Genomic DNA, 26044 nt, shown 5'->3' on the forward strand with positions numbered 1-26044 from the left:
TCGTGGCTCGCCGACCGGCCAGCTAGCCGCAGAGGCACGTGACTGATGAGCATGCATTTTATTCGCAGGGCGATCAGATTTGCCAAGAGAGTTGTGAGTTCGAAGCTGTCGCTGCAACAAAGTTCTGCGCCCGCGGCGGCTCAGCAGTTTTCGGACTGGCGCCGCCATCTCGGCACGTCCATCGATTGGAAAAGGGCCTTATCCTCTGTTTCGAAAGGCCAGGAAGTTCTTATCGCGACGAGCGTCGGCGGTCTGTCGGCCGCGACGATCCTCGAAGGAATGCTTGGCGTCGCTCTTACCTTGCGCGGTGCGCGGGTTCGCTTTCTCTTATGTGACGCAGTTCTTCCGGCCTGTCTTCACATACATGCCGGAAAAATCAGGGATCCGGCCGTCATCACAGAGTACAGGCTCAACAAGGAAATCTGTCCAGGTTGCATCGGAAGGGGTAGATCGCATTACGGCTCTCTTGGACTGCCGGTCTCCTACTACAGCGACTTCATTTCTGAAGAAGAGAGACGTGCATTGCGCAAGACAGCCCGCGAGATGCCGGTTTCGGAAATTCGCGGCTTTCGGCTGAAAGATATGAATCTGGGCGAGCACGCGATGGCAGGCACCTTGCGCTTCTTCGCTTCGGGAAACCTCCCGGCAACCCAGGAAGCCGAAGATGTATTGCGGCGCTATTTTGAGGCGGCTCTGATCACGGAGACGGTCATTCAGAGATACCATGAGCAGTTTTCGCCGGAAGTCGCCGTGTTTCACCATGGTATCTACGTCCCTCAGGGGGTAATCGGGGAAGTCTGTCGTGCCCATGGCACCCGAGTCGCCAACTGGCAGGTCGGCTATCGCAAGAAGACCTTCATTTTCTCGCACAAGGAAACCTACCACCATACTCTGATAAACGAGTCTACCGACTGCTGGACAGACGTTCCTTGGAGCGAGGCCACGGAGAAGGAGATCATGTCCTATCTCAAGAGCCGCTGGTACGGCAGCAATGACTGGATATGGTTTCATGATCAGCCGAAGCATGACGCAGAACTTATCGCCAAGGAGACCGGCATCGACTTTTCGAAGCCCACCATCAGTCTCCTGACCAATGTCTTCTGGGATGCGCAACTCCATTTCAAGGCCAATGCCTTCAGGGACATGCTCGACTGGGTGCTGCAGAGTATTGAGTATTTTAAGGGACGTCCCGATCTTCAACTGGCTATTCGGATTCATCCTGCCGAAGTCCGTGGCGCCATCCCCTCACGGCAGCCGCTCGTGGATGAAATCCGCAAGGTTTATCCGACCCTGCCGGACAATGTTTACGTCATACCGCCGGACAGCCAGGTCAGTACCTATGTTCTCTGTGAGAACAGTGACACTGTAGTTATCTATGGGACAAAAACCGGCGTGGAACTGACAGCCATGGGAATTCCCGTGGTCGTTGCAGGTGAGGCGTGGATACGTAATAAGGGCCTCACCATGGATGCGACCTCGCCGGAGAATTATTTCGACTTGCTCGACCGGCTGCCGGTCGGCAAGCGGTTGGACGCCGATACGATCAATCGGGCTAGAAAATACGCATTCCATTTCTTTTTTCGACGCTTCATCCCTATCGAGTTCATGGAACCGTCGAGCAATGACGCTCCCTACGAAATTAGGATCAACGACCTGCAGGATCTGCTTCCGGGCCGGGATGCGGGCCTTGACGTCCTATGCAACGGTATTCTTGATGGAAGCGAGTTCGTGTATCCGGCGGAAAAATATATCGGGAGAACGCAGTGAGACCGCATTGGGATCACGCCTTCGCAAGTGGCGGCGTCTACCAGGAACCGGATAATTGGTCCAAACTGCTGGATCCTGTCTTCCGCGTAGGAGAAAGGCTCTACGGCCAATATTCCATGCGGCGGATCTGGGCTGCCTGGAAGAAGGCGGCGCTGCTGGAACCGGGCGTCAGACTTGGCGGAAATGCTAGATTGATCAACAAGCACACCAGGGATGCAGCCCGTATTGGCGAGAACACAGTGTGCCGAGGGATCATCCGGGTCGAGCGCGGCGCACGTGTCGATATCGGCAAAGAGGTCTATCTGGGCGATGAGGCCATCATCAGCGCCATGGAGTCCGTCACCATCGGCCGGGGAACGCTGATTGCGCATGGAGTCCAGATTTTCGACAATACCTCTCATCCGATCGATTGGAGAGGTCGCGAGCGCCATTTCAAAAGGATCCTGGGGCAACCTGTTGATGGAAGTATCGAAATCCCTACCGCGCCCGTGTCCATTGGGGAGCATTGCTGGCTGGGATTCGGTTCGGCAGTGCTGAAAGGTGTGACAATCGGTGATCGTTCTATTGTCGCCGCTGGCTGTGTTGTGACAAAAGACGTGCCACCAGACACCCTGGTTGTCTCCTCGATGGCAACTTTTATCGATCTGAACAAGCAAGGTTAGGAAAGGTCTGCCAAATGCTAGCAACTCAACAGACGCCTCAATATTCGGTTATGGACCAATTCGTGGAGTCGATCTGCTACAGGGCGCCGGAAAACCGGACACAGTGGTACCCTCCTTTAATGAGATCCGCGGAATCCCTGGGGAAGCGTGCGATCAGTGCCGACGCAGCGGAGGATGCACTCGCAGTGCTGCGGAAACTGGAGCCTGACGACTACTCCGAATATCTCTCGGCCTATTATGCAGAAGGCATCAGGCGCTTTGGCGCGAATTGGCGCTATGCAGACATCGTCACGGTCTTGCTGGCTCTGGCAGTCGACTTGAAGCCGAAGAGTTATCTGGAGATCGGCGTGCGCCGCGGGCGCAGCGTCTGCACCGTTGCGTCGAAGGCGCCCACTTGTGACATCTATATGTTCGACATGTGGGTTGCGAATTATGCGGGCATGGAAAACCCGGGCGAATCGCTTGTCTCCAGCGAACTGGACAAGGTTTCGCACACGGGAAAACGCGTTTTCACCAACGGCAACTCCCACTCCACGCTAAAGACCTTCTTCCGCCAAAATAGCGATCTCGCCTTCGACATGATCACCGTCGACGGCGACCATACACGCAACGGCGCAATCGAGGACCTGTGCGACGTGCTGCCCCGTCTCAAGATCGGCGGCGCGGTCGTATTCGACGATATCTGCCATCCGAAGCATCGCTATCTGGAAGATGTCTGGAAAGAGCTGGTCGTCAACGACAACCGGTTCACCTCGTGGAGCTGTGCCGATATTGGTTACGGCGTTGGATTCGCCTTGCGGAAATGGTGAACACTTCAGAACGGCTGCTGGTTCTCGGGGCGTCCGGTTTTCTGGGCACAGCCATTTCGACCTATTTCTCGTCGCTCGGTATTCCGGTGATGGGTATCGACGTTGTTCCGCCACAGGACAAGCACATCTACAGTGATTTTTATCAGTCCGAACGGATGGAAGAGATTCTGGAGACTGCGCTTGCCAGGCATCAACCGACGTACCTTGTCCACGTCGCGGGCAACGCCAACGTCGGTCGTTCGATTGAAGACCCTCGCTACGACTTCGTTAATTCCGTCGATCTTTTCTCCCTCGTGCTAGATCAGGTCAGGCGGGTGTCGCTCGAAACAAAGGTTCTCTTCACGTCAAGTGCTGCGGTATACGGACAGCCGAAGGTTTTGCCCATAACGGAGGAGCTTGCGCCGTCCCCGATATCCCCGTATGGCTATCACAAGTGGATGTGCGAGCAACTTTCTCGCGAGTATAGCTCGCTTTACGAAGTTTCAGTTGCGTCCATTCGGATATTTTCCGCCTATGGCGCCGGCCTTCGAAAGCAGATCCTGTGGGATTTGTGTGAGAAGTGCCGCAGCGATGGCCCAGTTCAACTCGGCGGCGACGGGAGTGAGACGAGAGATTTCATTCACGCGAAAGACATCGCGCGAGCCATATCATGCGTCGTCCGCGGGGGCACCTTCAACGGTGAAGTCTACAACGTCGCCAGCGGCGTGGAGACATCCATATCGGATCTCGCGCATCATGTTCTCTCAGCCTACGGCATTCCTTTCGACCGTTTAGGATTCAGCGGCTCAAGCCGCGTTGGTGATCCCAAGAACTGGCGCGCCGATGTCAGTAGGCTTGAGGCGCTCGGTTTCTCGCCAACGATCGATTTCGTTGCGGGGGTTGCCGAGTACGTGGATTGGTACAAGAAACTGCGATGAAGATATTGATCTATCTCACCGGCGGTACCCACTGGATTGGCGGTGTCCAGTACACTCGCAACCTGTTGCGCGCTGTTTCGCTGCTGCCAGCGCAGGAACGCCCCGCGCTCGTGCTTCAGATAGGTCGGAAGAATACTGGCCAAGGATACGAGGAGGAATTCTCGCACTATCCCGGGGTGGTCATCGATGGGCCACTTGAGCGGGGTTCGGCGATCCGGTCAAGAATATTGGATCTCGCGCGGCGCGCATGGAAGAGGTCGACCGGCAAGGATCTACGTCAGAAGCTTCTGCACTCCGACGAGTGTGACGTCGCATTTCCTGCAAAAGGTCCAAACATTCCGGGTTTGGCGCAGAAGGTCTATTGGGTTCCTGATTTTCAGTACAAGCATTTCCCACAGTTTTTCTCCGAAGACGAGCGACGTAGCCGTGACGCCTTTTACGGAAAGATGTTTGATGAGAGCGGCATTCTTGTCCTGAGCAGTGAAGCGGTGAAAGCCGACTTCATACGGTTTTTCCCGACCTATTCCCAAAAACCGGTGCGCATCCTCCACTTTTCAAGCACGCTTCATGACGAGGAGTATGCCCTGGATCCAGTCGCGGTCTGCGCTAAACATGGCCTGCCGGAAAAATTTGTGTATCTGCCCAATCAGATGTGGCAACACAAGGGCTTCGACGCCGCCTTTCGTGCGCTGGGCATTCTGAAACGCGCGGAGGTTATCATCCCCCTTGTCCTGACGGGGAGCTCAGAGGATTATCGCAGTAATGACTACGCTCGCCAACTCGAAGAAATCCTGACGGAATATGACCTTCAGGATCAGATCTACCGTCTGGGCGTCCTGCCGCGAAGCGAGCAACTTCAGCTTTTCCGCCGCGCTGCCGTTGTTCTTCAGCCGTCACGGTTCGAAGGGTGGAGCACGACAGTCGAAGATACCCGCGCCCTGGGGAGGCCGATCGTGTTGTCGAACATCGATGTTCATCTGGAGCAGGCCCCGCCAAACGCGAGCTATTTTGTTGTCGGGGATCAAAAAGATCTTGCGGATAAGCTCGGCAAAGCTTGGCTCACCGCCGAGGCGGGGCCTGATTTCAAACAGGAAGATGCCGCACGCAAGTCGGCAAACCTCAACAGTTTGGCGTATGCGAGGACCTTTCTTTCAATTATGAGACAGGCTCATCGCGAGTGAATTGAGCTCAGCGCGAAACAGATCCGGCAGATACGCAATGAAAAATCAAGAGAAAATAACGTATATCAAACCCGCAGGGCGCTTCGCCAAAATAGATTTAGAGGAGCATTGGCGGGCGCGCTACATGTTCACAATGCTGGTGTGGAAGAAAATTCGCGCCTCTTTCGGGGAGATGTACTTCTGGTTCATCTGGGTTTGCGCCAAGCCTCTGTTGTACGTGATGATATTTTCGCTCTTCAAGCACTGGTCGCAGGCTCGTACCGGGGTGGAAATACCATATGTTCTTTATATTTATAGCGGGCTTATCCTTTGGTACTACTTCCTTGAAACCGCCATCGACGTATCGTTGAATATCAAGGCCAATGCGGCTCTGGTGACGAAAATATACCTTCCTCGGATGATCACGCCCACGGTGCCGTTGCTGGCCAATCTGATGGACCTGGCAATATCCATGATACCGCTGATCCTGATGATGATCTATTATGGGGTCTATCCCGGCTGGCAGATCTTGATGATCATTCCAACGCTCTTGGTTGTGATGATCACAGCCATGGGGACCGGCCTGATTATAGCGACGATCACTCTGCGACTGCGCGACTTTCAGAAAATATTTGAGTTTTCGCTCTACCTCGCGATGTTTATCTCGCCGGTCATCTTCTCGCCCAGCATGATTCCCGAAGCCTTCCATTGGGTCTACCATATGAATCCGATGGTCGGTGCATTGATCGGTTGGCGAGAAGCGCTCTTCGGATCGGCCTCATTCCCATGGGGAGCTTGGGTTTATTCCTGCTCCTTTGCAGTGCTGGCTCTCATTGTCGGCCTCTATCTCTATCTCAGGTTCGAACATGAAATGATCGAGGCGATCTAAGAACATGGCAGAGTCGGTCATCGAAGTTTTCGATATTTCCAAGCAGTATGAAATTGGTTCAGGCGGAGGCCTGAGTATGAGCAAACTTGCTCGTGAGACAGCATTGTGGCCGTATCGCAAGATGCGTGGCCAGTCTGTTCCGCCCCTCTACAGGAAAAGGCAGAATTTCTGGCCGCTGCGTGACGTCTCGTTTTCTGTGGATCGCGGCGAAGTTGTCGGAATTATCGGCGCGAATGGCGCCGGTAAAAGCACACTTCTGAAGATATTATCCCGCATTGTCACTCCAACATCGGGAAGTGCGACCATTCGAGGGCGCGTCAGCTCGCTGATTGAAGTGGGGACCGGCTTCAACGCTAATCTTTCCGGACGTGAAAACGTCTTCTTGAATGCGTCGTTGCATGGGCTGTCACGTGAAGAAGTCGCCGCACGTTTCGACGAGATCGTCGACTTCTCCGGGGTCGGCAAATTCATCGACACCCCGGTCAAGCACTACTCGAGTGGCATGTATAGCCGGCTGGCCTTCTCCGTTGCAGCGCACCTCGACCCAGATCTTCTGTTCGTGGATGAAGTGCTGGCCGTGGGCGACATGGCGTTCCAGCAGAAATGCCTCAACCGCTTTTCCGAGATGGTGGGCGGCAACCGAACCGTGCTGTTCGTCAGCCACAACCTTAGCGCCGTCTCGAACATCTGTTCAAAGGTACTATGGCTGGATCAGGGGCGCGTCCGGTATTTTGGTCCGACCGAAGAGGGTATCGCGGCCTATTATGAAGCGACTATGCCTTCAACCGCGCAGACGCTCGAAACCCGCTTCGACCGGACAGGCACCGGCGATTTCATGTTCAATAAGATCTCCTTCTATGACTCTTCGATGCAGCCCTCCGAACGGGTGACGACCGGACAAGAACTCATCATCGGGCTGGAGTATCGCGCTAAACTGGAAATGATCGGGGATATCCGCGATATGAGTTTGGTGGTCATTTTCAAGAATGATAAAGGTCACCGGCTGTTTGGCTTGCCAAGCGACGTGCTTGCGCATGGTGAGACGCCGCGCTTGACAGAAACAGGAGAATATCTCGTCAAGATCCCAAGCCTTCCGCTGCTTCCGGGCATCTACGACTTGGATCTGGGATGCATTATCAACCGTGCGACAACAGACAAGATCGTATCCGCCAAGCGCTTGATTGTCACCGAATCGGATTTTTTTGGCTCCGGAAAGCTTCCGCCGGTTCAGCAAGGTGATCTCCTGGTGCGTTTCGACAATGAATGGCGCTGAGCCTCGGGTGTAAATGTGAACAAGATTTTTGATAGAGCGAAGCTTTGGCTGCTTGATTATCTCCTTCGAGATGATTGGAACGACGGCAACAACAAGGTCAAGAAGTTCGATGCCCAAAAGGCCTTGAAGGGCCTTGAGAACATGAAAGCCGGGCGAATCCTGCTGAAGCAGTTCGTAGAAGTGCTCTTCTCCTCGGGTGCCATGATAGGACGGATCGAACGTATCCTCCAGTCGATGCGGATACCGACGTATTTGCTGATGCACTCCGTTCTGGCCAAGTGCCTTCTGCTCCTTGATGTTCATCCTAAGGCGCGACTGGCGGAACTTCATGCCGCTGGAATGCTGGAAGAGGAATTCGGCATCGCACTCAATACTCATCTGGCAGCTGTGGCTTTCGAGAAAACCCGCCAGATCAGCAAGATAAGGGAACTGTATGCAGAAGAGATCTTCGACGGCATCAGTCGTATCTCGCTGCCGTTGAGCATCAGCAACGAGGCCAGTCATCACGAAAACCACATGGACATGATGTTCGTGGTGGCGGCAGCGAAGCATCGCGATGCAAAACGGATCTTCGAATTCGGAACTTATATGGGGCGCACGACCGTAGGGCTTGCGTCAATAGATGCGGATGCCACTGTCACCACATTGAACCTCGATCCGTCTGAGGACACGCGATACGGGCCGTACATAGGGAAACTGATCAAGGACAGCCCCTATCGCGACCGAATTACGCAAATATTTTCGGACTCCAAAAAATTCGACACGACACCCTATGCCAAAAGCATGGATTACATCTTCATCGACGCGGATCACAGCTACGACGCCGTCAAGAACGACACGGAGAAGTCTCTGGAGATGCTCGCTCCCGGTGGTGTCATTATATGGCATGATTATGCTCCGAAAAGCCCCGGTGTATTCGGGTACCTGCAGGAGCTCAGCCTCCAGCGTTCGCTGTTCAGGATCAGGAATACCTGTCTAGTGCTTTATATTGATGGGGTGGATGCCGACGAGTTCGAGCCCAAAAGCGATGCTGGATTTCTGGAAGACGTATCTTGACCGGAGGCGACGAAGTGACAGCAAATTCGCACGAGTATCCAGTTGCGGTCGATGACCGGCAATTCCTGGTTCGATGCATCAACGACGTAGAACGGGGGCGAGCGGCCTCCTTCCTGAGTAAGGAGCCTGAAACGGTTCGGTGGCTCAAGGCGGAAATGGTGCCAGCTACCGTTTTCTGGGATGTCGGCGCCAATGTGGGGCTCTTTTCACTTTATGCCGCGCTTCTTCAGCCGACTGCCCAAATACTTGCGTTCGAGCCAGCGGCCCATAACTATGCGAGCCTCTGCGATAACATCGTGATTAACGGGTTCACCAACATTGTTCCCTTCAGTGTGGCTCTCGGCCAAGGTAATTTGGCTTTTGATGAGCTTCATCTATCGAAGGTAGAAGCGGGAAGCTCGATCCATCATGTTGGGGCGAAGAGTCCGTGGGCAGAGAGCGAGCCAGTCTTCCGGCAACCTTGCGTTAAAGTCTCCATCGACTCCATGGTGCTTGATCATGATTTTCCGACACCGACGTTACTGAAAATCGACGTCGACGGGCTTGAACTGGGCATCCTCGACGGTGCTCGTACCGTGTTAAACCAAGTAAAAAGCGTGCTTGTCGAGCTTGACGCGAATGACCCGTCGGAAATCTCAGCAGCGACAAATCTGCTGGAACAAGCCGGCTTCCGGCTTACTGAAACGAGCAGACGTGAAAAGACCATCAATCGAAAACTTCCCAGAAATCATATTTGGATGAACGCTGCACTGCGTCCATTAGATTAGCGAAAATAAGCCAGGTTCCTCGTGTCGATGTTTGCCTGGCGAACCGTTACCTTTCGAAAATACTGGAGAGATTTCCCTAATGGAGCATCAGCTATCGATTGTTTTAGGCACATATAACCGGCTGGATCAACTCCAGAGGTGTGTCGAAAGCATCGTCAGCCAGACCAAGACAGCCTTTCGTCTTTACGTAACCGACGCGGGTTCGACGGATGGCACAGTGGAGTACCTCCAAAGCATTGCTGGGGAAAACATAATACCCGTGCTGGTCGGCAAGAAGCTGGGCCAGGCCAAGGCGTATAACGATGTTTTTAACATTGTGACGACGCCCTACGTATGCTGGCTGAGCGACGATAACGAAGTCATCGATCATGGCCTGGACCGTGCTGTCTCTATCATTCGAACGGATCCGTCGATCGGCATGGTGGCTCTTAAGACCAAAGATCTTCAGGGACCTTTCGTCGACGCGCCCTTTATTGGCGGCGTTTCTTCGACGGGTATATTGAATGTCAACCAAGGGCTGCTGCCCACCGCTCTGTTGAAGAAAATAGGGGGGTTTTCTGAAGAGTTTCGCGATTACGGCATCGACAACGCGTTGACAGCAGAGGTCCTGTTTGCGGGGTACAAGGTGGTATACAGCCGCAAGGTTGCGCTACAGCACTATAGGAACTGGAGCGAGGATCCGACCTCCGAAAACTATCAGTGGCTCAAGCAGCGCCACGAAGCCGCAAAGGTGCTGTATGAGGAACGGTACGGCAATCAGAATACCCAGGAGTTGTCTGGCTCGTACCGGATGAAGACTAAGGTCGCCCGCAGGGTCAAGGCGGGGGCAAAGCGCTATCTGACAAGCGATTATGTCCGAACCAGCGCAGCAGTGCGGACATGTTTTATTATTCTCTCATCTCGGTACATCAGCATTCTGGACCCAATCCTCACCTTCGGTAGGGACTATCATCTCGTCCAAAAAAGAAGGACCAGGTGAACTACTCTAAAGTAGAAACCGGACACACTTGTTTTGAAGCTGCTCCCCCGGCTGCTGTTGAGCATCCAAGAGGGCGTGAAGCAACATCGTGCCGCAGCCTGAACTTGGCTGGTAGCGCGCCATTCTGTCTCGGTCACCTCAGTAATGCATGCATGGCTGAACTTTGGCGTTCAGTCACTTGAGAAGGGGATTGCGCTTACCAATGGACACGGAATAGAGACTAATATCTACCGCAGGCACTTGAAGGAGAGAGCTAGTTCGCAAGAGTACTCCGGCTTCGCCGGCACCTGAAACGAGCAGGCCAGGGCAACCGTGCATCCAGTTCCGCGCGGCGATCGCTGAGCTAACGGAGATCAAGTGAAATATCGCCACCCCATTGCTGCCTTGACCGTGCCTACGATGCCGCTGTTGTCTCTCATTCGCGACCGGCTTAGCCGACATGGTTGGTATCGCCGCCTTCATCTTGCATATGCAAGATGGCGCGCGCGGCATGGTGGACTGCCCGACTGGGCGGCATTGCAGCCACAAGCAGGGCTCGGCCCGGTACGCCCACCTTTGACCGAGGGCGCCAAGCGCGTGTTGATTGCAACAGGCACTGCCGGACACTTGCCGTCAATGACGATGGAAAGCCTGCTTGGAATGGCATTGGCGGTTCGTGGCGTTGGTATTGACTTCCTGCTCTGCGATGCGGCCCTGCCTGCCTGCATGATGTGCGAGATCAGTTGGTATTCTGATGTCGACAAGCTGGCCAAGCATGGCCCAAAAGACCGCTGTCTGACCTGCTACCAACCATCCGCTGAAATGCTCGACCGGGCTGGCCTCAACGCGATCGGGCTCAACTCGAAACTGACCGACGCTGATCGCTTCAAGGCAAAGACGATTTCAACGCAGATGCCGCAAAGCGAGATCGCGGCGTATATAGAGGACGGCATTCCCATCGGGGAGCACGCCGTGGCGGGCGCTCTTCGTTTTTTTTCAAGAGGCGACCTCGAGAAGGTGTCTGGAGCTGGACCGATCCTTAGGCGTTACCTGGAAGCGGCGCTTCTCACCTATTACGGCACACGCCGCCTGCTTGCCGAAGGTCACTATGATGTCGTGGTGTTAAATCATGGGATATACGTTCCTCAGGGCATCATATCGGAAACAGCCCGACACCTCGGTGTGCGCGTGGTGACGTGGCATCCTGCCTACAGACGGGGATGCTTTATCTTCAATCACCACGAAACCTATCATCATGGCTTGATGACCGAACCGGTATCGTCTTGGGAGAACATGTCATGGAACGATGTGCAACAACAGCAGATCACGCAGTATCTCCGTAGTAGATGGGTTGGCCGGCAAGATTGGGTGAAGTTTCACAATCAGCCGGAGTTCGATACCCGCTCGATTGAGGAGGAAATCGGCATTGATTTTCGACGTCCGACCATCGGGTTGCTCACCAACGTGATTTGGGACGCGCAACTGCATTACAAGGCAAACGCCTTTCCGAACATGGTTGACTGGTTGATCAAGACCATTGCCCACTTCGAAAAGCGGCCCGACCTGCAGTTGCTGATACGGGTTCATCCGGCCGAACTTACAGGGACGCTTCCATCCCGGCAGCCTGCCGTTGACGAAATTCGGCGCCGGTTTCCTAACCTGCCGACAAATGTCTTCATCATTCCGCCCGAAAGCAAAGCAAGCACGTACGTCGCCATGTCTCACTGCAACGCCGTCCTGATCTATGGCACGAAAATGGGCGTTGAGCTTTCGGCGATGGGAATACCGGTCATTGTCGCCGGTGAGGCTTGGATCCGTGGCAAAGGCGTTACGATGGATGCAACCTCGGAAGAAAATTACCTGCGCTTGCTCGATGCTCTGCCGCTGCGGGAAAAGCTGGATGACGCCACGATCGAAAGGGCGCAGAAATATGCTTATCACTTCTTCTTTCGGCGCATGGTCCCGCTGGATTGTATTAAGGAGCGAAAGGGCTGGCCGCCATTCGCCGTGCATATAGATAGTCTGGACGACCTTACACCCGGCAAGTCGCCCGGGCTCGACATCGTTTGCAACGGCATCATCGCGGGGATACCCTTCATCTACCCCGCAGAGGACCTCATGGGAGCGCCCTCAGACCGGAGAGCGACGTGAGAATTAGTATTGACGCAACCGGATTGGGCGGCCCCAAGACAGGAACATCAGTCTATCTTATAGAGATTTTGTCGCGCTGGAGCCGAAATACGTCCATCAACCACGAGTTCACGATCTTCGCGAGCGAGAAGGCCGTTTCCCTCTGCTCGGAAGCCGGATTGGACCATCGGTTTCGTTTCGTCCGCGCGCCCAACAACCGCCATATCAGAGTGATCTGGCAGCAGCTAATGATGCCGTGGCATATGCGCCGACTTGGAATCGATGTGCATTGGGGGACGGCCTTCGTATTACCGGTGGCTTCGCAAACGCCAATGGCCGTCACAATACATGACCTAACCTTCCAACTGTTTCCCGAGGTGCACGAGCGCTTAAAGCGCTTTTACTTTCCGGCAATTATGCAACGCTCAGTGGCAAAGGCGCAGGCTGTCTTTGCGGTGTCGCGGACCACAGAAACGGACCTAAAACGGATCATTCCAGAGAGTAGAGGAAAGACAACCGTCACGCTGCTGGCTGCACGCAAGCTGGGCTCGGATTCGCAGGCTCCCCGCGACCAACGTAACTCAGGCGACTACCTGCTCTTCGTCGGAACATTAGAGCCACGAAAGAATCTTCCACGATTGCTGGCCGCTTGGCAGATGCTCGATGATGCCACGCGGGGCAACACGCGGCTTGTTATCGTCGGCGCCACGGGATGGATGGTAAGCGACTTGCTACAAAGCCTCAAGACGAACGATACCATAGATTTTCTGGGGCACGTCAGCGATTCCTCTCTGGCAGAACTGATGCAAGGCGCTAGGGCCCTTCTCTATCCATCACTCTACGAGGGGTTTGGTTTGCCGGTGGTTGAAGCGATGGCGCGCGGAATACCGCTGTTGACCAGCAACACCGGCGCTACCGCGGAGATCGCCGAAGGCGCGGCGATCCTTGTCGACCCGACGAATGTGGATGACATCCGTGGCGGGCTTGTGAGGTTGCTGACGGAACCAGAGCTGCTTGGCGCCCTGTCCGCCCAAGGCCGCGAGCGGGCAAAATCATTCTCCTGGGAACGCACGGCCCAATTGACATTGGAAACCCTAGAAGGGTTGAAGCGAGCATGAGCGATATATGCGTGTCCATCGTGAGCCACGGACAGGGGAAGATTGCGAACCTGCTGCTGGACGATTTAGACAGTCGCTGTTCCGGGCTCAATGTTGTTCTGACCAAAAACATTCCGGAAGAATTGCCGATTCAAGATAGACAGTATCCGCTCCTGCAGATCGAAAATCCCTCTCCTAAGGGCTTCGCAGCAAACCACAACCAGGCATTCAGGCACTGCGACAGTGGTTTGTTCTGCGTCGCAAATCCTGACATCCGGCTTCAGGCGGATCCGTTTGGCCACCTCAAAGCGGCGATGGGTGACCCCAGGGTCGGCCTTGTGGCCCCTCTGATAGTCAATCCCGGGGGAACCATCGAAGACAGCGCTCGATACTTTCCGACGCTTTTCAGTCTTCTTCGGAAGGCGTTGGGCAAGGGTGACGGAAGATTTCCCATAGATCCGAACCGACCTTCAGCCGTTGATTGGACTGCTGGCATGTTCATGCTTTTTCGGTCCGAAGCCTTCGCGGACGTCGGCGGGTTTGACGAAGGCTTCTTTCTCTACTACGAGGATGTGGACATCTGTGCGAGGCTATGGAAAGCAGGCTGGAAGGTCATTCTGCTGCCAACAGTCTCCGTGGTTCACGACGCTCGCCGCGCGAGCCACACCAACCCGAAATACATGCGATGGCATGTATCGAGCATGATCCGATACTTCACAAAACATCTCGGTCGCACGCCCGACATAAGCAGGATGACCTGATCCCCCGAACGTGAAGCAAATTCTTAAATCACCTGCCACTGAAGTTTCATCCAACGGAACCCGGCGGCGAAGAAAATGCCTTGCCATCGCCCTGCGCCTTTGCAATGTCACCGGTGACGGAAGCAAATCGGGAAATCGGAATGGCCAAGCGGATAGAATCCTTCTCGGAGATCACTCGTCACTATGATGTGGTGCTCTGCGATGTCTGGGGCGTCGTTCATAACGGCGTCGATCCGTTCCCGAAGGCGGCTGCTGCCCTTGAAGCGGCACGCGAAAGCGGCCTCGCCGTCGTCCTCATCACCAATTCTCCGCGCCTTTCCTGGCAGGTGGTCGAGCAGTTGCGCCAGATCGGCGTTCCCGACAGCGCCTATGACAGGATCGTCACCTCTGGCGACGTCACGCGCGGCCTGATCGCCGAAGGGCCGAAGACGGTCTTTCTGCTGGGCCACGAGAGGAATAGCCCCCTCCTCGACGGCCTCGACATCGAGCGCCGGCCGGCGGGCGAAGCGCAATCGCTGGTCTGCACCGGCTTTTTCGACGACGAGACCGAGAAGCCGGAGGATTACACCGACATGCTTGTCGATTTCAAAGCCCGCGACGTGCCGATGATCTGCGCCAATCCCGACCTCATCGTCGAGCGCGGCCATCGCATCATCCCCTGCGCCGGCGCCATAGCCGCCTATTACGAGCAGCTCGGCGGCCAAACCCGCATCGCCGGCAAGCCGCACCGGCCGATCTACGAGGCGACGCTTGCGGCTGCCCGCGAGCTTCGCGGCGATTTCCCGGTCGACCGCGTGCTGGCGATCGGCGACGGCATGCCGACCGATGTGCGGGGCGCCTTGAATTATGGCCTCGGCCTCCTCTACATCAGCGGCGGTATCCACGCTAAGGAATATACTCTCAACGGCGAGACCGACGAGGCGATCCTCAACGCCTATCTCGAACGGGAAAACGCCGCGCCGAAGTGGTGGATGCCCCGCCTTGCATGAAGACACGCCTTGCATGAAGAGAAGCCAGCCGATGACCGTCTTCCACCGCAATGAAACCCGGGAACCCTTGCCCGCCCATCTGAAGGGCGGCGTCATTGCCATCGGCAATTTCGACGGCGTGCACCGCAGCCATCAGTCGGTGCTGAGCGGGCGGATAAAGCATGTTCGTCGAAGCTCGCATTGGTTGATTTTTTCGCGACGCACGTGCTCGTGTTAAAGGCGTGATCTCGTGAACATCAGCCGTCCAGTAAGCCTCCGTAGTAGCGGAGATGTGAATTACGGCCGCGACCGCTAGAGCGGGATTGTTTTAGTCGGAATCGGAATAGAGATTCCCTTTGCGGTGCAAATCAGATTCACCATTCTGGCCGGTAAAGGAGGCCGGCCTGGATGGCGAGACCTTTTTCGGATGATCTTCGTGAGCGCGTTGTTGGCGCAGTAGCGCGCGAGGGCCTGTCGTGCCGAGCGGCGGCCAAGCGCTTCGGCATTGGCGTCAGCACCGCGATCGATTGGGTCCGGCGCTTGCGCGAGACGGGCAGCGCAGCCCCGGGCCAGATGGGCGGGCACAAGCCACGAGCGATCTCAGGTGAGCATCGGGTCTGGCTGATCGATCGCTGCCGCGCGCAGGCGTTCACCTTGCGCGGGTTGGTCGCGGAACTGGGAGAGCGCGGCCTGAAAGTGGATTACAGCGCCGTCCGGACCTTCGTGCATGAGGAAGGGCTGAGATATAAAAAAAGACGTTGGTCGCCAGCGAGCGCGAGCGGCCCGATGTTGCCGCCCGGCGGGCGCGCTGGCTGAAGCATCGCCATCGCATCGATCCATCTCGCCTCGACTTCATCGATGAAACCTGGACGAAGACAAATATGGCGCCGCTCAGGGGCTGGGCGCCACGCGGCGAACGGCTGTTGGGCCATGCGCCCTTCGGTCACTGGAATACCATGACTTTTGTCGCAGCCCTCAGGGCCGACCGCGTCAGCGCACCGTGGATCATCGACGGCCCGATCAATGGCGAACGCTTCCGTATCTATGTCGAAAAGGTGCTGGTACCGGAGCTCAACCCCGGCGACATCGTCGTCATGGATAATCTCGGCTCGCATAAGGCCAGAACGATCCGTGCCGCCATCCGCAAGGCCGGCGCCCGATTGTTCTTCCTGCCGCAGTATTCCCCCGATCTCAATCCGATCGAAAAACTCTTCGCCAAGATCAAGCACGAGCTGCGCAAGGCGCAGGCCCGAACCCGACAGGCCATCGACGACGCGCTGGCAGCAACCCTTCAAACCGTCTCGCCGAAAGAGTGCCAAAACTGCTTCAAGGAAGCTGGATATGAACGGACATTAAAATCGGTAGCGACTGGATATGTCATGACAGAGCAGAGCATTTCATGGGAGCAGGATGGAATCGACCCCGGCTGGTTCTTCGCCAAGGATGTCGGCAGAGGAGCAGTTCCAGTTATCGTCCCGGAGGCTGGTGGTTCCTTCCAAAGTGGCTACCTGAGACACCGAAGAAAACGATGTCGGCCCCTTCAAAACCAAGGCTGCTGCGATGGCACAGGCAGAGGCTCTAACTGCTCGCCAGCCAGCAACATAGCACTAAGCTCCTCCCTTTTCCGTGCCCTCAGAACAGCGCTTACTCTGAAGCGTTGATCAAAATCCCCTCTCCTTCACCGGGGAGGGCATCTTTTCATTACCTCTGAAAAGAGAGCCCCGCCGAAAAGGGCGCAACTTCTGGAAAGGACGGTTTGCGCAGGCAGAAGGGAAGCGGACGGTCATCGCAAGGGCCACCTGTGCGATCCCTGTCGTCTAACAATGGATACTCGGAAAAGCTCCTGCGCGGTTGCGCACTAATCGTCAGATTTTCCATAGGGTAAATTGCGACGAGCAACAGTCTTTTGCTGCGTCCGACTTTACGACCTTAGCAAACTGATCATGTGCCAGAACCGCTGGCGTACCTGCCGAGCTGTCCGCGGAAATCATTGTGATAAATTCCTGACACTCGTTAATTCTTCTCGCCAAAGGGTTGAAAATTGCAGTTGAGTGCCGTCAATCCTAAAGAGGATTTTTAGGGGAGTGGTACAAATGCGGGCGTCCAATGTGTTTCACAGAACGAGGAAAAAGAAGCTTCTTTCAGGGATCTGCTTGGCGGCGCTGACCCTCGGCTGTCCGTTTGTTACTCCGGTTTCGGCGGCGACTTACACGGCGAACAGTGAGGCGCAGCTCAACGCTGCTATCACGGCGGCGAATGCCGACCCCGACCCGACCGCGACGATCCAGCTGACCACGAGTTTCTCGGTTTCAAGCGCAGCTCTCAATGCACCCGGCAAGCCGATCACCATAGACACCCAGGGCTTCACGCTGTCCGGCTCGGTCGACCCGAGCGGCGACGGCCTCGCGCCTCTCTTTCAAGGAGGAAGCGGGTCGTTCACGCTCGTGGGTAATGTGGTGGGCGGAGAAGGGTCGTTTCCTTTGCAGGGAGAGGGAGGCAGCGGCATAAAACTCGAGCAGAGCGCAAGTGTGATCAATAACGGCACCATCGAAGGCGGATTCGGCCCGGACAACGATGGCGGAGACGGCGTATTCATTGATGTGAGCGCAGCTCCGGGCGTCACCTTCGTCAACAATGGAACGGTGCGAGGCGGGGACGGCAACCCGTTCGGCGGCAACGGTATTGTGGTCGCCTCTGCCACCAACGGCGCAATCGTGAATACCGGAACTATTTATGGCGGAGACTGGTCAGTCGCAATTTTCGCCAACTCAGCTGCCGTCGGCCTCAATTTGATCAACAGCGGCACAATCGTATCAGGCCCCCGGGAAGAGATTGCGATCCTGCTAACGCCCGGCGCAACGAACGGCATCACGCTGGAACTTCAGGCCGGCTCGAAAATCTTCGGCGAGGTCGTCGGCAATGCAGCCGCGGCTAACGACACGCTGCGGCTCGGCGGAAGCGGCGCCGACAGTTTCGACGTTTCGGAAATTGGCCAAAAATATCGGAACTTCGACACCTTCGAGAAGACCGGCACTGGCACATGGTCGCTGATTGGAACCGGCACGGTTGCAACGGACTGGGATATTCAGGACGGCACCTTGCAGATCGGCGATGGCAGCGTCATCGGTGATATAACGAACAATGCAACGCTCGCCTTTAACCGCTCGGACGTCTTCACTTTCGACAATCTTATTTTTGGCAACGGCACCATCCGCCAGCTCGGCAGCGGTAGAACGATCCTGAGCGCCGACAATTCTGCCTTCGCCGGTAACACCATCGTCGAGGCGGGTACGCTGTCGGTGAACGGTATTCTCGGCGGCACGCTGGATGTTCTGGCAGGTGGACGGCTGCAGGGCAACGGTCAGGTCGGCACGACCGACAATTCCGGCACCATCGCGCCCGGCAATTCGATCGGCACGCTGACGGTTTCAGGCGACTATACCGGCAGCGGCGGCACCCTCGAAATCGAGAGCGTGCTCGGCGACGATACGTCATCGACCGACCGCCTCATCGTCACCGGCAACACGTCAGGCACGACCAATGTCAAAGTGATCAACCTCGGTGGCAATGGCGCGCAGACCGTCGAAGGCATCAAAATCGTTGATGTCGGCGGCACTTCGGCCGGCTCCTTCTCGCTGCTCGGCGACTATGTGTTCGAAGGGGACCAGGCTGTTGTCGCCGGTGCCTATGCCTATCGGCTTTACCAAGGTGGCGTTAGCACCCCCGCTGACGGCGACTGGTATCTGCGCTCAGCGGTTCTCGCGCCCGCCCTGCCGCTCTACGAGGCCTATGCTGGCGTGCTGCAGAGCCTCAACCAGGTTGGCACGCTACGCCAGCGCACCGGTGGGTGGATGCTCGACGGTGATCGATCCGCAGACCAGGACGGCAACACCGCCGCCATGGGGATTCAGACCCGCTTCGGCGGTAACCGTTCGCACTTCGAGCCGGAAAGCTCGACCACCGGCACCGACTATGAGGTCAGCAGTTGGACGCTGCAGGCAGGTGTCGACGGAATGCTGCGCGAAAGCGAGGCCGGTGCCTTGATCGGCGGGATCAACTTTCATATGAATACCGCTTCGGCCGACATCTCCTCGCGCTTCGGCAAGGGCGACATCGACACCACAGGCTATGGCTTCGACGGCACCTTGACCTGGTACGGCGAAAGCGGCTTCTACGTCGATACGCAGGCTGCCGTCACCTGGTATGACAGCGACCTCAAGTCCTCGACACTTCAAACTTCGCTTGCCGACGGCAATCACGGCCTCGGTTATGGGCTCAGCATGGAAGCCGGAAAGAGGATCGCTCTGACGAGCCAATGGTCGCTGACGCCGCAGGCGCAGCTCGCCTATTCCTCCGTGCGTTTCGACGACTTCACTGATCAATATGGCGCTGCGGTATCGCTTGATGATGGCGACAGCCTGACTGGTCGCCTCGGCATCTCGGCCGATTACGACAGCGACTGGAAGGATGCCTCCGGAAAGATCGGCAGCTCGAAGGTCTACGGCATCGCCAATCTCTATTACGACTTCCTCGACGGCTCGGATGTCGATGTCTCGGGGACCAGTCTCGTCAGCGAGAACCAGGCCCTCTGGGGCGGCCTTGGCATGGGTGGCTCGCTCAGTTGGGCGGACGACCGTTATGCCGTTAACGGCGAGGCCTTTGCCCGAACCAGCCTCAAGAACTTCGGCGACAGCAACGCCGTCGGCGCAAAGGTCGGGTTCAGCGTGAAGTGGTAGCGAGACGCCTGGCGCTCGCGACCGATCTTAGTGGTTCATGAACACCAGTCGTTACGCTGCTTCAGACTCCAGGCTCTGGCGAAGCCCTCCTGAAGCAGCGTCTTACCGATTTCTTCACCACTCGTTCGGTAGATGTTGACGAGCGGTCGGTGCGTAGGTGTCTTGTCCACCGCGCCGCTGAACACCACCCTCAGGCCACGCTCGGCCAACAGCTCTTGCAGCCGACCCTTGGGGATCAACGCCAGCTTCCGTTCCTTGATGCACTTGGCGTGCGATCCGATCTCCGGTGTATCGATGCCCGAGACGAACGGAACACCTTCTCCCAGCAGTCGCATGTTCTGCCCATCGCATTTGACTGTGTCGCCGTCGACGACGGTCAACGATGCGCAGATGATGAGTCCGGCGATCATCGCAGCTAGCTTTGTTCGGCAAGGTTCGTTGCCACGATTGACTCGCTCCTTGGGATGCTCATCTGGAAGTCCCTGCCGCGGGCTACGCTTCGGTGGCGCCAAGGCTCTTGCAGCGGCACGCTTCCGCTCTCGATTTCAATGGCATTCGGACGCGGATATTTTCGCCACCTTTTCGACGTTAATCTGCTGCTCTGAAGGCCCCATGACGCGATTGCGCGCTGCCATCAATATGTTGGCGACGCACGGCGTCATACCGTTCTCATCGACCTCCCATGTCGCAGTGTTGTCGGGGGACCAGTCCTTGATAATCTCGAGCTTGTCATCCTTAATTCTACGTAGAAAAGTATATTCGACATCGTTGCCGCCGCTGACCGAACCCACGAGCCTTATTGATTGGTTAGGCTTGAGTGGTTCGTCTGCGTCGATCGAGAACGTGGCTGATTGAATGGGGCGCGCAAGGTAGGGAACTCCGGGGCGAGATAGCATCCCACCGTATTGCCATGCTGCCGAGTCAGCCACATTCCCGACTATGCTGAACTGTTCATAAGGCGAGACCGACGTCGTGCCAGCACGGATGATACGACTCACGACGAAGCTCCGGTCTTTGGGAGCTGTCACGTTTGGAAGATTTGTACGCCCGGCGGTAGCATCGTTGATCAAGGAGAACGTGTTCAGATGGCTTGTTTGCCCCGAAGAAACCCGGAGAGGCCCTGTAGCGCCAAGCGGCTTTATTAATAGTGTTGGACGTGCGTACCCAACTAACTGAGGGGAGGAATACTCGACCACAGAGGTTATCTTCGGATCGGCATTTTCAGTGGGTCGCACCATCCCAAGTCCAGTATCTGACTGGAAAATGATAACGCTGTTGTCGTATGCACCTAAGCGCTTAAGTGCCTGCAGGATACCGGCCATCTGCTTAACCGCACACGTAGCTTGCGGCAAATAGTTCGGCCAATCTTCCGTTCTGGCAGCACCTATCCGACAGTCCTCGTCAAGAATAAAGGGTTTGTGCGGCGGATAGAAATGCAGAAATTTATACACTGGATTGTCATCTGTAACGGCGATGTCTTCCGTCAATATTTTCGCAAAGTCCATCGACAAGGCGATGTCGTTGGCAGTGCTGCTATCAGCGTTCGCTGGTCCTGTCGCATCAGACCAAAGCAGTTTCCCCTCATTATATACGAGCGGCTTCAGCAAGGTCGGCGCCAGGCGTAACAGCGCGAGATCGACAACAATCAACGGATTTGATTTGCGCTGCTTCCCAAGACGTTGTCCAATTGAATTGGAAAGAAACGGTAGCGTCGAGCAGTAATACTTGGTCCTGAAGCAGAAGGCATTCGATGGCTGGACGGCGCTGACATCCCAGCCCTTGTCGGCGAGGTGAGACATCATGCTGCTCAAGCGAAGCCATTCACCGATTTCTTCTATCGGATCCATACCATCCTGATGCTGGTCGAAGAACAGCCGCCCAGTCTGAATGGCAGCGATGGAGAGCGTCGTCCAGTTCGCATAGCCCGCGTGGTCCGGATAATAGGTAAAACCATCAAATTCAGGCAATAGATCCGGCTGTTGCTCAGCAATCTGTTTGAAAGCATCCGATTGAAGGCTATCGAACATAATGTGAATGACGTTGACGTCGCGAGAAAGGGTCATCAGGGGACCGAGAGAAGTCGATATCCGATCGCGGGCCGCCAAGTTGTAGATGGGAATTAATACGGCTAGGAAAGTCAATCCGGAGAGGATCACCAATGCTTCGCGAAGCCGCAAGATTGCGAAGCCTGTCGTCAATAAGAAAATGGCGAAAAGCAGGATGAATTCGACCACGCCCCTCCCGCTACTAACGATATAAGGATGGGTACCGCCATCGATAGGCGGTATAACGCTTGCCGTGACTCCTTGACTCGCTGCTATCACACAAGCAGCAGCCCCGAGCACCACCGACATCCCCACAGGCTTGAAGCCCGCAATGCCAGTGATCACAAAAGCCACACACCCTACAACGATGGATATGAGCACCGGCGGCAGGAGCTGTAAGATGGAGCTTCCAGCGAACTCACTGATGTTTCTGGAATAGACATCTAGCGCGACCGTAAACAGAGTTACAGCTAGAAGCGCTGAGGCAAGAGCGTGGGCTCTCCACGATCCGGTGTGGCCAACCAAATTAGTCATCCATTTCTGGAATAGGATATCAACGTTCTTCCAGTGCTGGAAACAACGAGATTTTCCAACACACGAGCGCGTCGCCCAATTAGCGAGATAAAGTGATCATAGTTGTAGTCAGGGAAAATATCCCTACGCAGCGCCAACATTGTTCGTACTGTGGGATCATCCTTCGGCACGAATTCCACGACCCCGGTGGGGGCGACGGAAATTAACCAGTCAACGACCTGCTCCAATGGGATGTTGTGCGCAATCGCTAAGTGATGCTCGAATGCGAGCGCCAGGGCGGCATCCGCTTTCGCTCTTGACGCGAAACCAGTTCGTTCTTCCTGAAGCCAACCCTGTGAAGGCGACTGATTTCGAGCATCGAGAAATAGCGGGAGGAGATTCAGCGATTTGTTTTTAGCACGATGATAGGCGCTGTCCAGCGCTTGCTGATCGAAATCGAAACCAAACACGCGTTGAGCACCATTGTGCAGGGCTACCTCAGAATAGTCGCCCGTGTTGCAGCCAAGATCTATGACCGTTGCAGCGCCGCTACGTTTGATGAAATCGCCGATGAACTGTTTTTTTAGTGTTGCTTCCGTATTGCTATAAGTATTTGCCGTGGCGTAGTTGGCCCATGTCGTGGGATCGGTATCGCGAGGTGACAAGCCAGCGATCCAGTTGCGAAGTTGCTGCAGCGTCGCCGTATAAGCGTTGCGGGGAAGCTGGCGATGTTGTGCTTTTTCGGCTTGTCCGGCAGAAGCGCTACGCTGAAATTTATCCTGGAGCACCAAATGAGCGAGGACGCGCCACGAAACCTTTTGCCGAAATCTCAGCATTTTTACGAAATCGGCAATCGAGATTCCCTCAAGCGCGCCACGGTACCAGGCGTTGTGAGAAATGCCGAAGAATGATCGAAGCAGTAGCGGAACAAGGTACTGTTCGCAAAACTGCCTGTGCCCTTCCCAATACTCTCCGTCGCGATAGCGACGAACGGAAAGGTGATCTATAAAAACCGGAGTCGGGCCAAGGAATTGCACATTATAGGCAGTAGCATCAGATAGCGTGAAACCTCGGCCAAGCAAATGCAGATGGAAATCTAGGTGTAAAAGAGCCGCATCTTTCAGCATTGAAAATGACCATTCGTACGGATACGAAATCAAGGGTATTCTCGGATGTTCCAGCAAGTAGCTTGCGGTCTCGGACGGTGATGGAGCCGTCGATTCGGTGGTTGAGATAATCATCGGTGATTCGAAAATGCCGGCGTTCCTGGCAGCCTCATAATCAGCAGCGGCCGATGACTCTACCGTCCGATATATATGTTCGGTACCTTCGTAAACATGGCCTGACGGATCGCGAAATGAGCCCGAAACACGCGATAGCATCATTTCCGCTCGCGGCCGCTTTTCTGTCTCTGGTTGTCTCCGGTGCGACAGAGGAAGCTTTTTACCCTTTGCCAAAACAACGAAATTGAAGCCGCGCCAACGGCGAAAGCTCCAATGACAGATTGGATAATGATGCTCCCCGTGCCTGGATCGAGATATGCATAAGCTGGGGTGACTATGAGAGCAAAAAGCGGAGTTAAAACCAGAAGTCTTGCGACATGCATAGAAGCAACCTTTCAAAGACTAAAAATTGCATAGCACCTGTCACAAAACTGTCAAGATTGGATGGCGTTGCGTGATTACCGCTTCGTGGTCGTTTCGGACATCATGATGCACGTGAACGGCCCCCCAAAAAAGCTGAGGAAATCTAATTGGTGCGAAAACCCAACGGCTTGCTGAAGATTATCACCTTGGCAATTCCGTGACGGGTCGTCCCACTTTTGCTTCGTGAAGCCGGAAGGCCCATGTTGCATGAATTCTATTTGTCCACAGCTTCGCGCGTCCCGTTTTCCGCGCCGCTCGATCCAGCGACAAAGTTGTTGTCAGAACTCTTCCGGAGCGCATTCGTGCTCCCGGCTCCCGGCTCCCGGCTCCCGGCTCCCGGCTCCCGGCTCCCGGCTCCCGGCTCCGAACAGAATATAGCCCGTGAAACATCCGGAGGGGTACAATGGCGAATCTTTTGTCGAATCTTCAAAGATATCAGATAGCTAATTGGCCGTCACCCGATCAAGTAAATAACGCTACAACGGCGGCTGCGTTAGGCATGGGCCTGAGGCAGACCTATGCTGGGGCCCGCCCGCTCAGCCCAACGATAACAATTAGGCCAGCAAAGGCGCCGTCGATGTCGACGGCGATGAGGGGAAACTGTTTCGCATAACCAAATGAAATTTGCACGTCTATGTAGATTATCTCGAAGCTCCCCTTGTTCTAGAACAGAAAGTGATTATCACTACAACTCGAGGTTTAGGCATATGCGGGCTAACGGTGAGATGTGATAGATAAATTGCTTAGTTGGCAAAGCTCCAGAAGCGCGTCAACTTCTTGTTCCCTTTTGCGCCCAATAACCACCAGATAGCGTTTATTGCTCTTCGATGAGAACCCGGCCCATGTCTCAGACGGAGGTGAGAGCGATTATTTCGGCTGGCACGAGTTTGGACAGTTGCCGGCAGACTTGCGCGATCAAATGTCAGGGGGCAAGGAATTGGCCGTGACGGGCGCAACGGGTGTGCGGGTTATTGTTAGCCTGACAGGCGCCATCGAGGCGGTATCTCAGTTCAAGACGTGCTTAGCCAAGCCGTAACCGGATTCTCCCTAGTTCACAGCGTGGCGTCTGGTGAACCGTCTTGTAAAGCACTGCGACAGATTGGCGGGTATAGTCAATTTGCAAAGGCCGATCAGAGAGCATGTACCGTTGCGAGGTTTTCTTGCAGCTCTCAAGTCTACGAAACTTTGCGCTGTTACAGCCTCCGCGGGCATTGACTTTTGTTGCAAGTTAATCATTGATTGCAAGTCTAAAATGCAAGCATGACGTTCAATAAATGTCCGAGATTGCTTAAGCCTCCATGGGTGAAATATTCATCGGTATTTTTGGGGAAATGATGCCTTTTATTAGCCTACCTTGGGTTGCTGGCCCAGTTCCAATATTGGCGACGTTATGGTCGGCCTATGTGACGACAACAGCTCTTGTATATCGACGAGAAATGACCGGTGAGCGTTTTGTTGCTGCATTTCTCTTTCCATTGGGCCTCGTAGCTTTAATTTCGATGATGTTCTTAAAGACGTACGACCTACCTATTCTCATCACTGTGGGACAGTTAGCAACAACGCTGTGGTTTGCCGCGATATATATTTTCGAGAAGAAGCGTCGCGGTGATACTCCTGTTATGCCGATTAAAGAAACATCAATTTATAATATTTCTTGGATGTTGTATTTCTTTATAGTCATTTATACTATTTATCTCATATTTGTTTTCATATTTCCTATTTCAGGCGCCTGCACGATCGGCAAGTGCTATGCTTTTGAGCTTCTGCTTGGGGGGAAAGAGCACGGCTTCTCGGTTCTATACTCGTTGAATTTTGTTGGATCTGCGGTTTTGTCTTTCATCGTCTTAATATTATTCCAGATCATCACGAAAATAAAAGCGCAACATTGAT

General features: G+C 55.1%; 19 protein-coding genes and 2 pseudogenes. 18 read left to right on the plus strand and 3 right to left on the minus strand.

The window, feature by feature from the left end; genetic code table 11:
- Nucleotides 1-45: 45 nt before the first annotated feature.
- The 17 genes and pseudogenes from B5P46_RS06675 (at nt 46) to B5P46_RS06760 (ending at nt 19950) form a co-directional block, all read left to right on the plus strand.
- Complete coding sequence (locus tag B5P46_RS06675) at nt 46-1767, plus strand: capsule biosynthesis protein (RefSeq protein ID WP_129418000.1); 1722 nt, start codon at nt 46-48, stop codon at nt 1765-1767.
- Nucleotides 1764-2429, plus strand: coding sequence for an acyltransferase (locus B5P46_RS06680; RefSeq protein ID WP_129418001.1), 666 nt, complete (start codon nt 1764-1766; stop codon nt 2427-2429). Before B5P46_RS06675 ends, B5P46_RS06680 begins: the two co-directional genes overlap by 4 nt.
- A gap of 14 nt (nt 2430-2443) precedes the next feature.
- Nucleotides 2444-3238, plus strand: coding sequence for a class I SAM-dependent methyltransferase (locus B5P46_RS06685; protein ID WP_129418002.1), 795 nt, complete (start codon nt 2444-2446; stop codon nt 3236-3238).
- Entirely contained in the window at nt 3232-4155 is a 924-nt protein-coding gene (locus B5P46_RS06690) for an NAD-dependent epimerase/dehydratase family protein (protein WP_129418003.1), read from the plus strand. Before B5P46_RS06685 ends, B5P46_RS06690 begins: the two co-directional genes overlap by 7 nt.
- On the plus strand, nt 4152-5336 hold the full coding sequence (locus tag B5P46_RS06695; protein WP_129418004.1) for a glycosyltransferase: 1185 nt from the start codon (nt 4152-4154) through the stop codon (nt 5334-5336). Before B5P46_RS06690 ends, B5P46_RS06695 begins: the two co-directional genes overlap by 4 nt.
- A gap of 37 nt (nt 5337-5373) precedes the next feature.
- The gene (locus B5P46_RS06700; RefSeq protein ID WP_012756147.1) at nt 5374-6204 is read left to right on the plus strand and encodes an ABC transporter permease; all 831 of its coding nucleotides are present in this window, start codon (nt 5374-5376) and stop codon (nt 6202-6204) included.
- 4 nt (nt 6205-6208) lie between these two features.
- On the plus strand, nt 6209-7477 hold the full coding sequence (locus tag B5P46_RS06705) for an ABC transporter ATP-binding protein (RefSeq protein WP_012756148.1): 1269 nt from the start codon (nt 6209-6211) through the stop codon (nt 7475-7477).
- Between the two features lie 15 nt (nt 7478-7492).
- Complete coding sequence (locus B5P46_RS06710; protein ID WP_129418005.1) at nt 7493-8533, plus strand: class I SAM-dependent methyltransferase; 1041 nt, start codon at nt 7493-7495, stop codon at nt 8531-8533.
- Nucleotides 8530-9300 carry an FkbM family methyltransferase gene (locus B5P46_RS06715; protein ID WP_129418006.1) on the plus strand — a complete coding sequence of 257 codons (771 nt, stop codon included), beginning with the start codon at nt 8530-8532 and terminating at the stop codon, nt 9298-9300. The genes B5P46_RS06710 and B5P46_RS06715 overlap by 4 nt, the downstream gene beginning before the upstream one ends.
- Nucleotides 9301-9379: 79 nt before the next feature.
- Nucleotides 9380-10279 carry a glycosyltransferase family 2 protein gene (locus B5P46_RS06720; protein ID WP_129418007.1) on the plus strand — a complete coding sequence of 300 codons (900 nt, stop codon included), beginning with the start codon at nt 9380-9382 and terminating at the stop codon, nt 10277-10279.
- A gap of 357 nt (nt 10280-10636) precedes the next feature.
- Nucleotides 10637-12409 carry a capsular biosynthesis protein gene (locus B5P46_RS06725; protein ID WP_129418008.1) on the plus strand — a complete coding sequence of 591 codons (1773 nt, stop codon included), beginning with the start codon at nt 10637-10639 and terminating at the stop codon, nt 12407-12409.
- Entirely contained in the window at nt 12406-13506 is a 1101-nt protein-coding gene (locus tag B5P46_RS06730) for a glycosyltransferase family 4 protein (protein WP_129418009.1), read from the plus strand. The genes B5P46_RS06725 and B5P46_RS06730 overlap by 4 nt, the downstream gene beginning before the upstream one ends.
- A complete protein-coding gene (locus B5P46_RS06735; RefSeq protein ID WP_129418010.1) occupies nt 13503-14246 on the plus strand; it encodes a glycosyltransferase family 2 protein in 744 nt (247 codons plus the stop codon). Before B5P46_RS06730 ends, B5P46_RS06735 begins: the two co-directional genes overlap by 4 nt.
- Nucleotides 14247-14386: 140 nt before the next feature.
- Nucleotides 14387-15235: a TIGR01459 family HAD-type hydrolase gene (locus B5P46_RS06740; RefSeq protein ID WP_129418011.1), complete on the plus strand. Its 849-nt coding sequence runs from the start codon at nt 14387-14389 to the stop codon at nt 15233-15235.
- Between the two features lie 31 nt (nt 15236-15266).
- Nucleotides 15267-15404: pseudogene (locus B5P46_RS06745) on the plus strand (bifunctional riboflavin kinase/FAD synthetase); the annotation flags it as partial.
- A 218-nt stretch (nt 15405-15622) separates the two neighbouring features.
- Nucleotides 15623-16563 (plus strand): annotated as a pseudogene (locus B5P46_RS06750) (IS630 family transposase); the annotation flags it as partial.
- An 804-nt stretch (nt 16564-17367) separates the two neighbouring features.
- Nucleotides 17368-19950 carry an autotransporter outer membrane beta-barrel domain-containing protein gene (locus B5P46_RS06760; protein WP_245456110.1) on the plus strand — a complete coding sequence of 861 codons (2583 nt, stop codon included), beginning with the start codon at nt 17368-17370 and terminating at the stop codon, nt 19948-19950.
- A 35-nt stretch (nt 19951-19985) separates the two neighbouring features.
- On the opposite strand, the gene B5P46_RS06765 is transcribed toward B5P46_RS06760, so the two are convergent.
- The 3 genes from B5P46_RS06765 to B5P46_RS06775 form a co-directional block, all read right to left on the minus strand.
- Nucleotides 19986-20360, minus strand: coding sequence for a thermonuclease family protein (locus B5P46_RS06765; RefSeq protein ID WP_129418013.1), 375 nt, complete (start codon nt 20358-20360; stop codon nt 19986-19988).
- 135 nt (nt 20361-20495) lie between these two features.
- Nucleotides 20496-22529 (minus strand): sulfatase-like hydrolase/transferase, encoded by a 2034-nt coding sequence (locus B5P46_RS06770; protein WP_129418014.1) that lies wholly within the window; start codon nt 22527-22529, stop codon nt 20496-20498.
- Entirely contained in the window at nt 22526-23893 is a 1368-nt protein-coding gene (locus tag B5P46_RS06775; RefSeq protein ID WP_129418015.1) for an SAM-dependent methyltransferase, read from the minus strand. Before B5P46_RS06775 ends, B5P46_RS06770 begins: the two co-directional genes overlap by 4 nt.
- 1559 nt (nt 23894-25452) lie before the next feature.
- On the opposite strand from B5P46_RS06775, the gene B5P46_RS06790 reads away from it, so the two are divergent.
- The gene (locus B5P46_RS06790; protein WP_129418017.1) at nt 25453-26043 is read left to right on the plus strand and encodes a hypothetical protein; all 591 of its coding nucleotides are present in this window, start codon (nt 25453-25455) and stop codon (nt 26041-26043) included.
- Nucleotide 26044 lies beyond the last annotated feature (1 nt).

Source organism: Rhizobium leguminosarum (assembly GCF_004123835.1).
GTDB classification, from domain to species: Bacteria; Pseudomonadota; Alphaproteobacteria; order Rhizobiales; family Rhizobiaceae; genus Rhizobium; species Rhizobium leguminosarum_M.

Excerpts from the sequence above, each read along its gene's own strand:
- B5P46_RS06735 (WP_129418010.1), top strand. The coding sequence starts at position 13,503 with ATGAGCGATATATGCGTGTCCATCGTGAGCCACGGACAGGGGAAGATT.
- B5P46_RS06770 (WP_129418014.1), bottom strand. The coding sequence starts at position 22,529 with ATGACTAATTTGGTTGGCCACACCGGATCGTGGAGAGCCCACGCTCTT.
- B5P46_RS06765 (WP_129418013.1), bottom strand. The coding sequence starts at position 20,360 with ATGATCGCCGGACTCATCATCTGCGCATCGTTGACCGTCGTCGACGGC.
- B5P46_RS06705 (WP_012756148.1), top strand. The coding sequence starts at position 6,209 with ATGGCAGAGTCGGTCATCGAAGTTTTCGATATTTCCAAGCAGTATGAA.
- B5P46_RS06790 (WP_129418017.1), top strand. The coding sequence starts at position 25,453 with ATGGGTGAAATATTCATCGGTATTTTTGGGGAAATGATGCCTTTTATT.
- B5P46_RS06740 (WP_129418011.1), top strand. The coding sequence starts at position 14,387 with ATGGCCAAGCGGATAGAATCCTTCTCGGAGATCACTCGTCACTATGAT.
- B5P46_RS06720 (WP_129418007.1), top strand. The coding sequence starts at position 9,380 with ATGGAGCATCAGCTATCGATTGTTTTAGGCACATATAACCGGCTGGAT.
- B5P46_RS06690 (WP_129418003.1), top strand. The coding sequence starts at position 3,232 with ATGGTGAACACTTCAGAACGGCTGCTGGTTCTCGGGGCGTCCGGTTTT.
- B5P46_RS06675 (WP_129418000.1), top strand. The coding sequence starts at position 46 with ATGAGCATGCATTTTATTCGCAGGGCGATCAGATTTGCCAAGAGAGTT.
- B5P46_RS06775 (WP_129418015.1), bottom strand. The coding sequence starts at position 23,893 with ATGATGCTATCGCGTGTTTCGGGCTCATTTCGCGATCCGTCAGGCCAT.
- B5P46_RS06700 (WP_012756147.1), top strand. The coding sequence starts at position 5,374 with ATGAAAAATCAAGAGAAAATAACGTATATCAAACCCGCAGGGCGCTTC.
- B5P46_RS06685 (WP_129418002.1), top strand. The coding sequence starts at position 2,444 with ATGCTAGCAACTCAACAGACGCCTCAATATTCGGTTATGGACCAATTC.
- B5P46_RS06695 (WP_129418004.1), top strand. The coding sequence starts at position 4,152 with ATGAAGATATTGATCTATCTCACCGGCGGTACCCACTGGATTGGCGGT.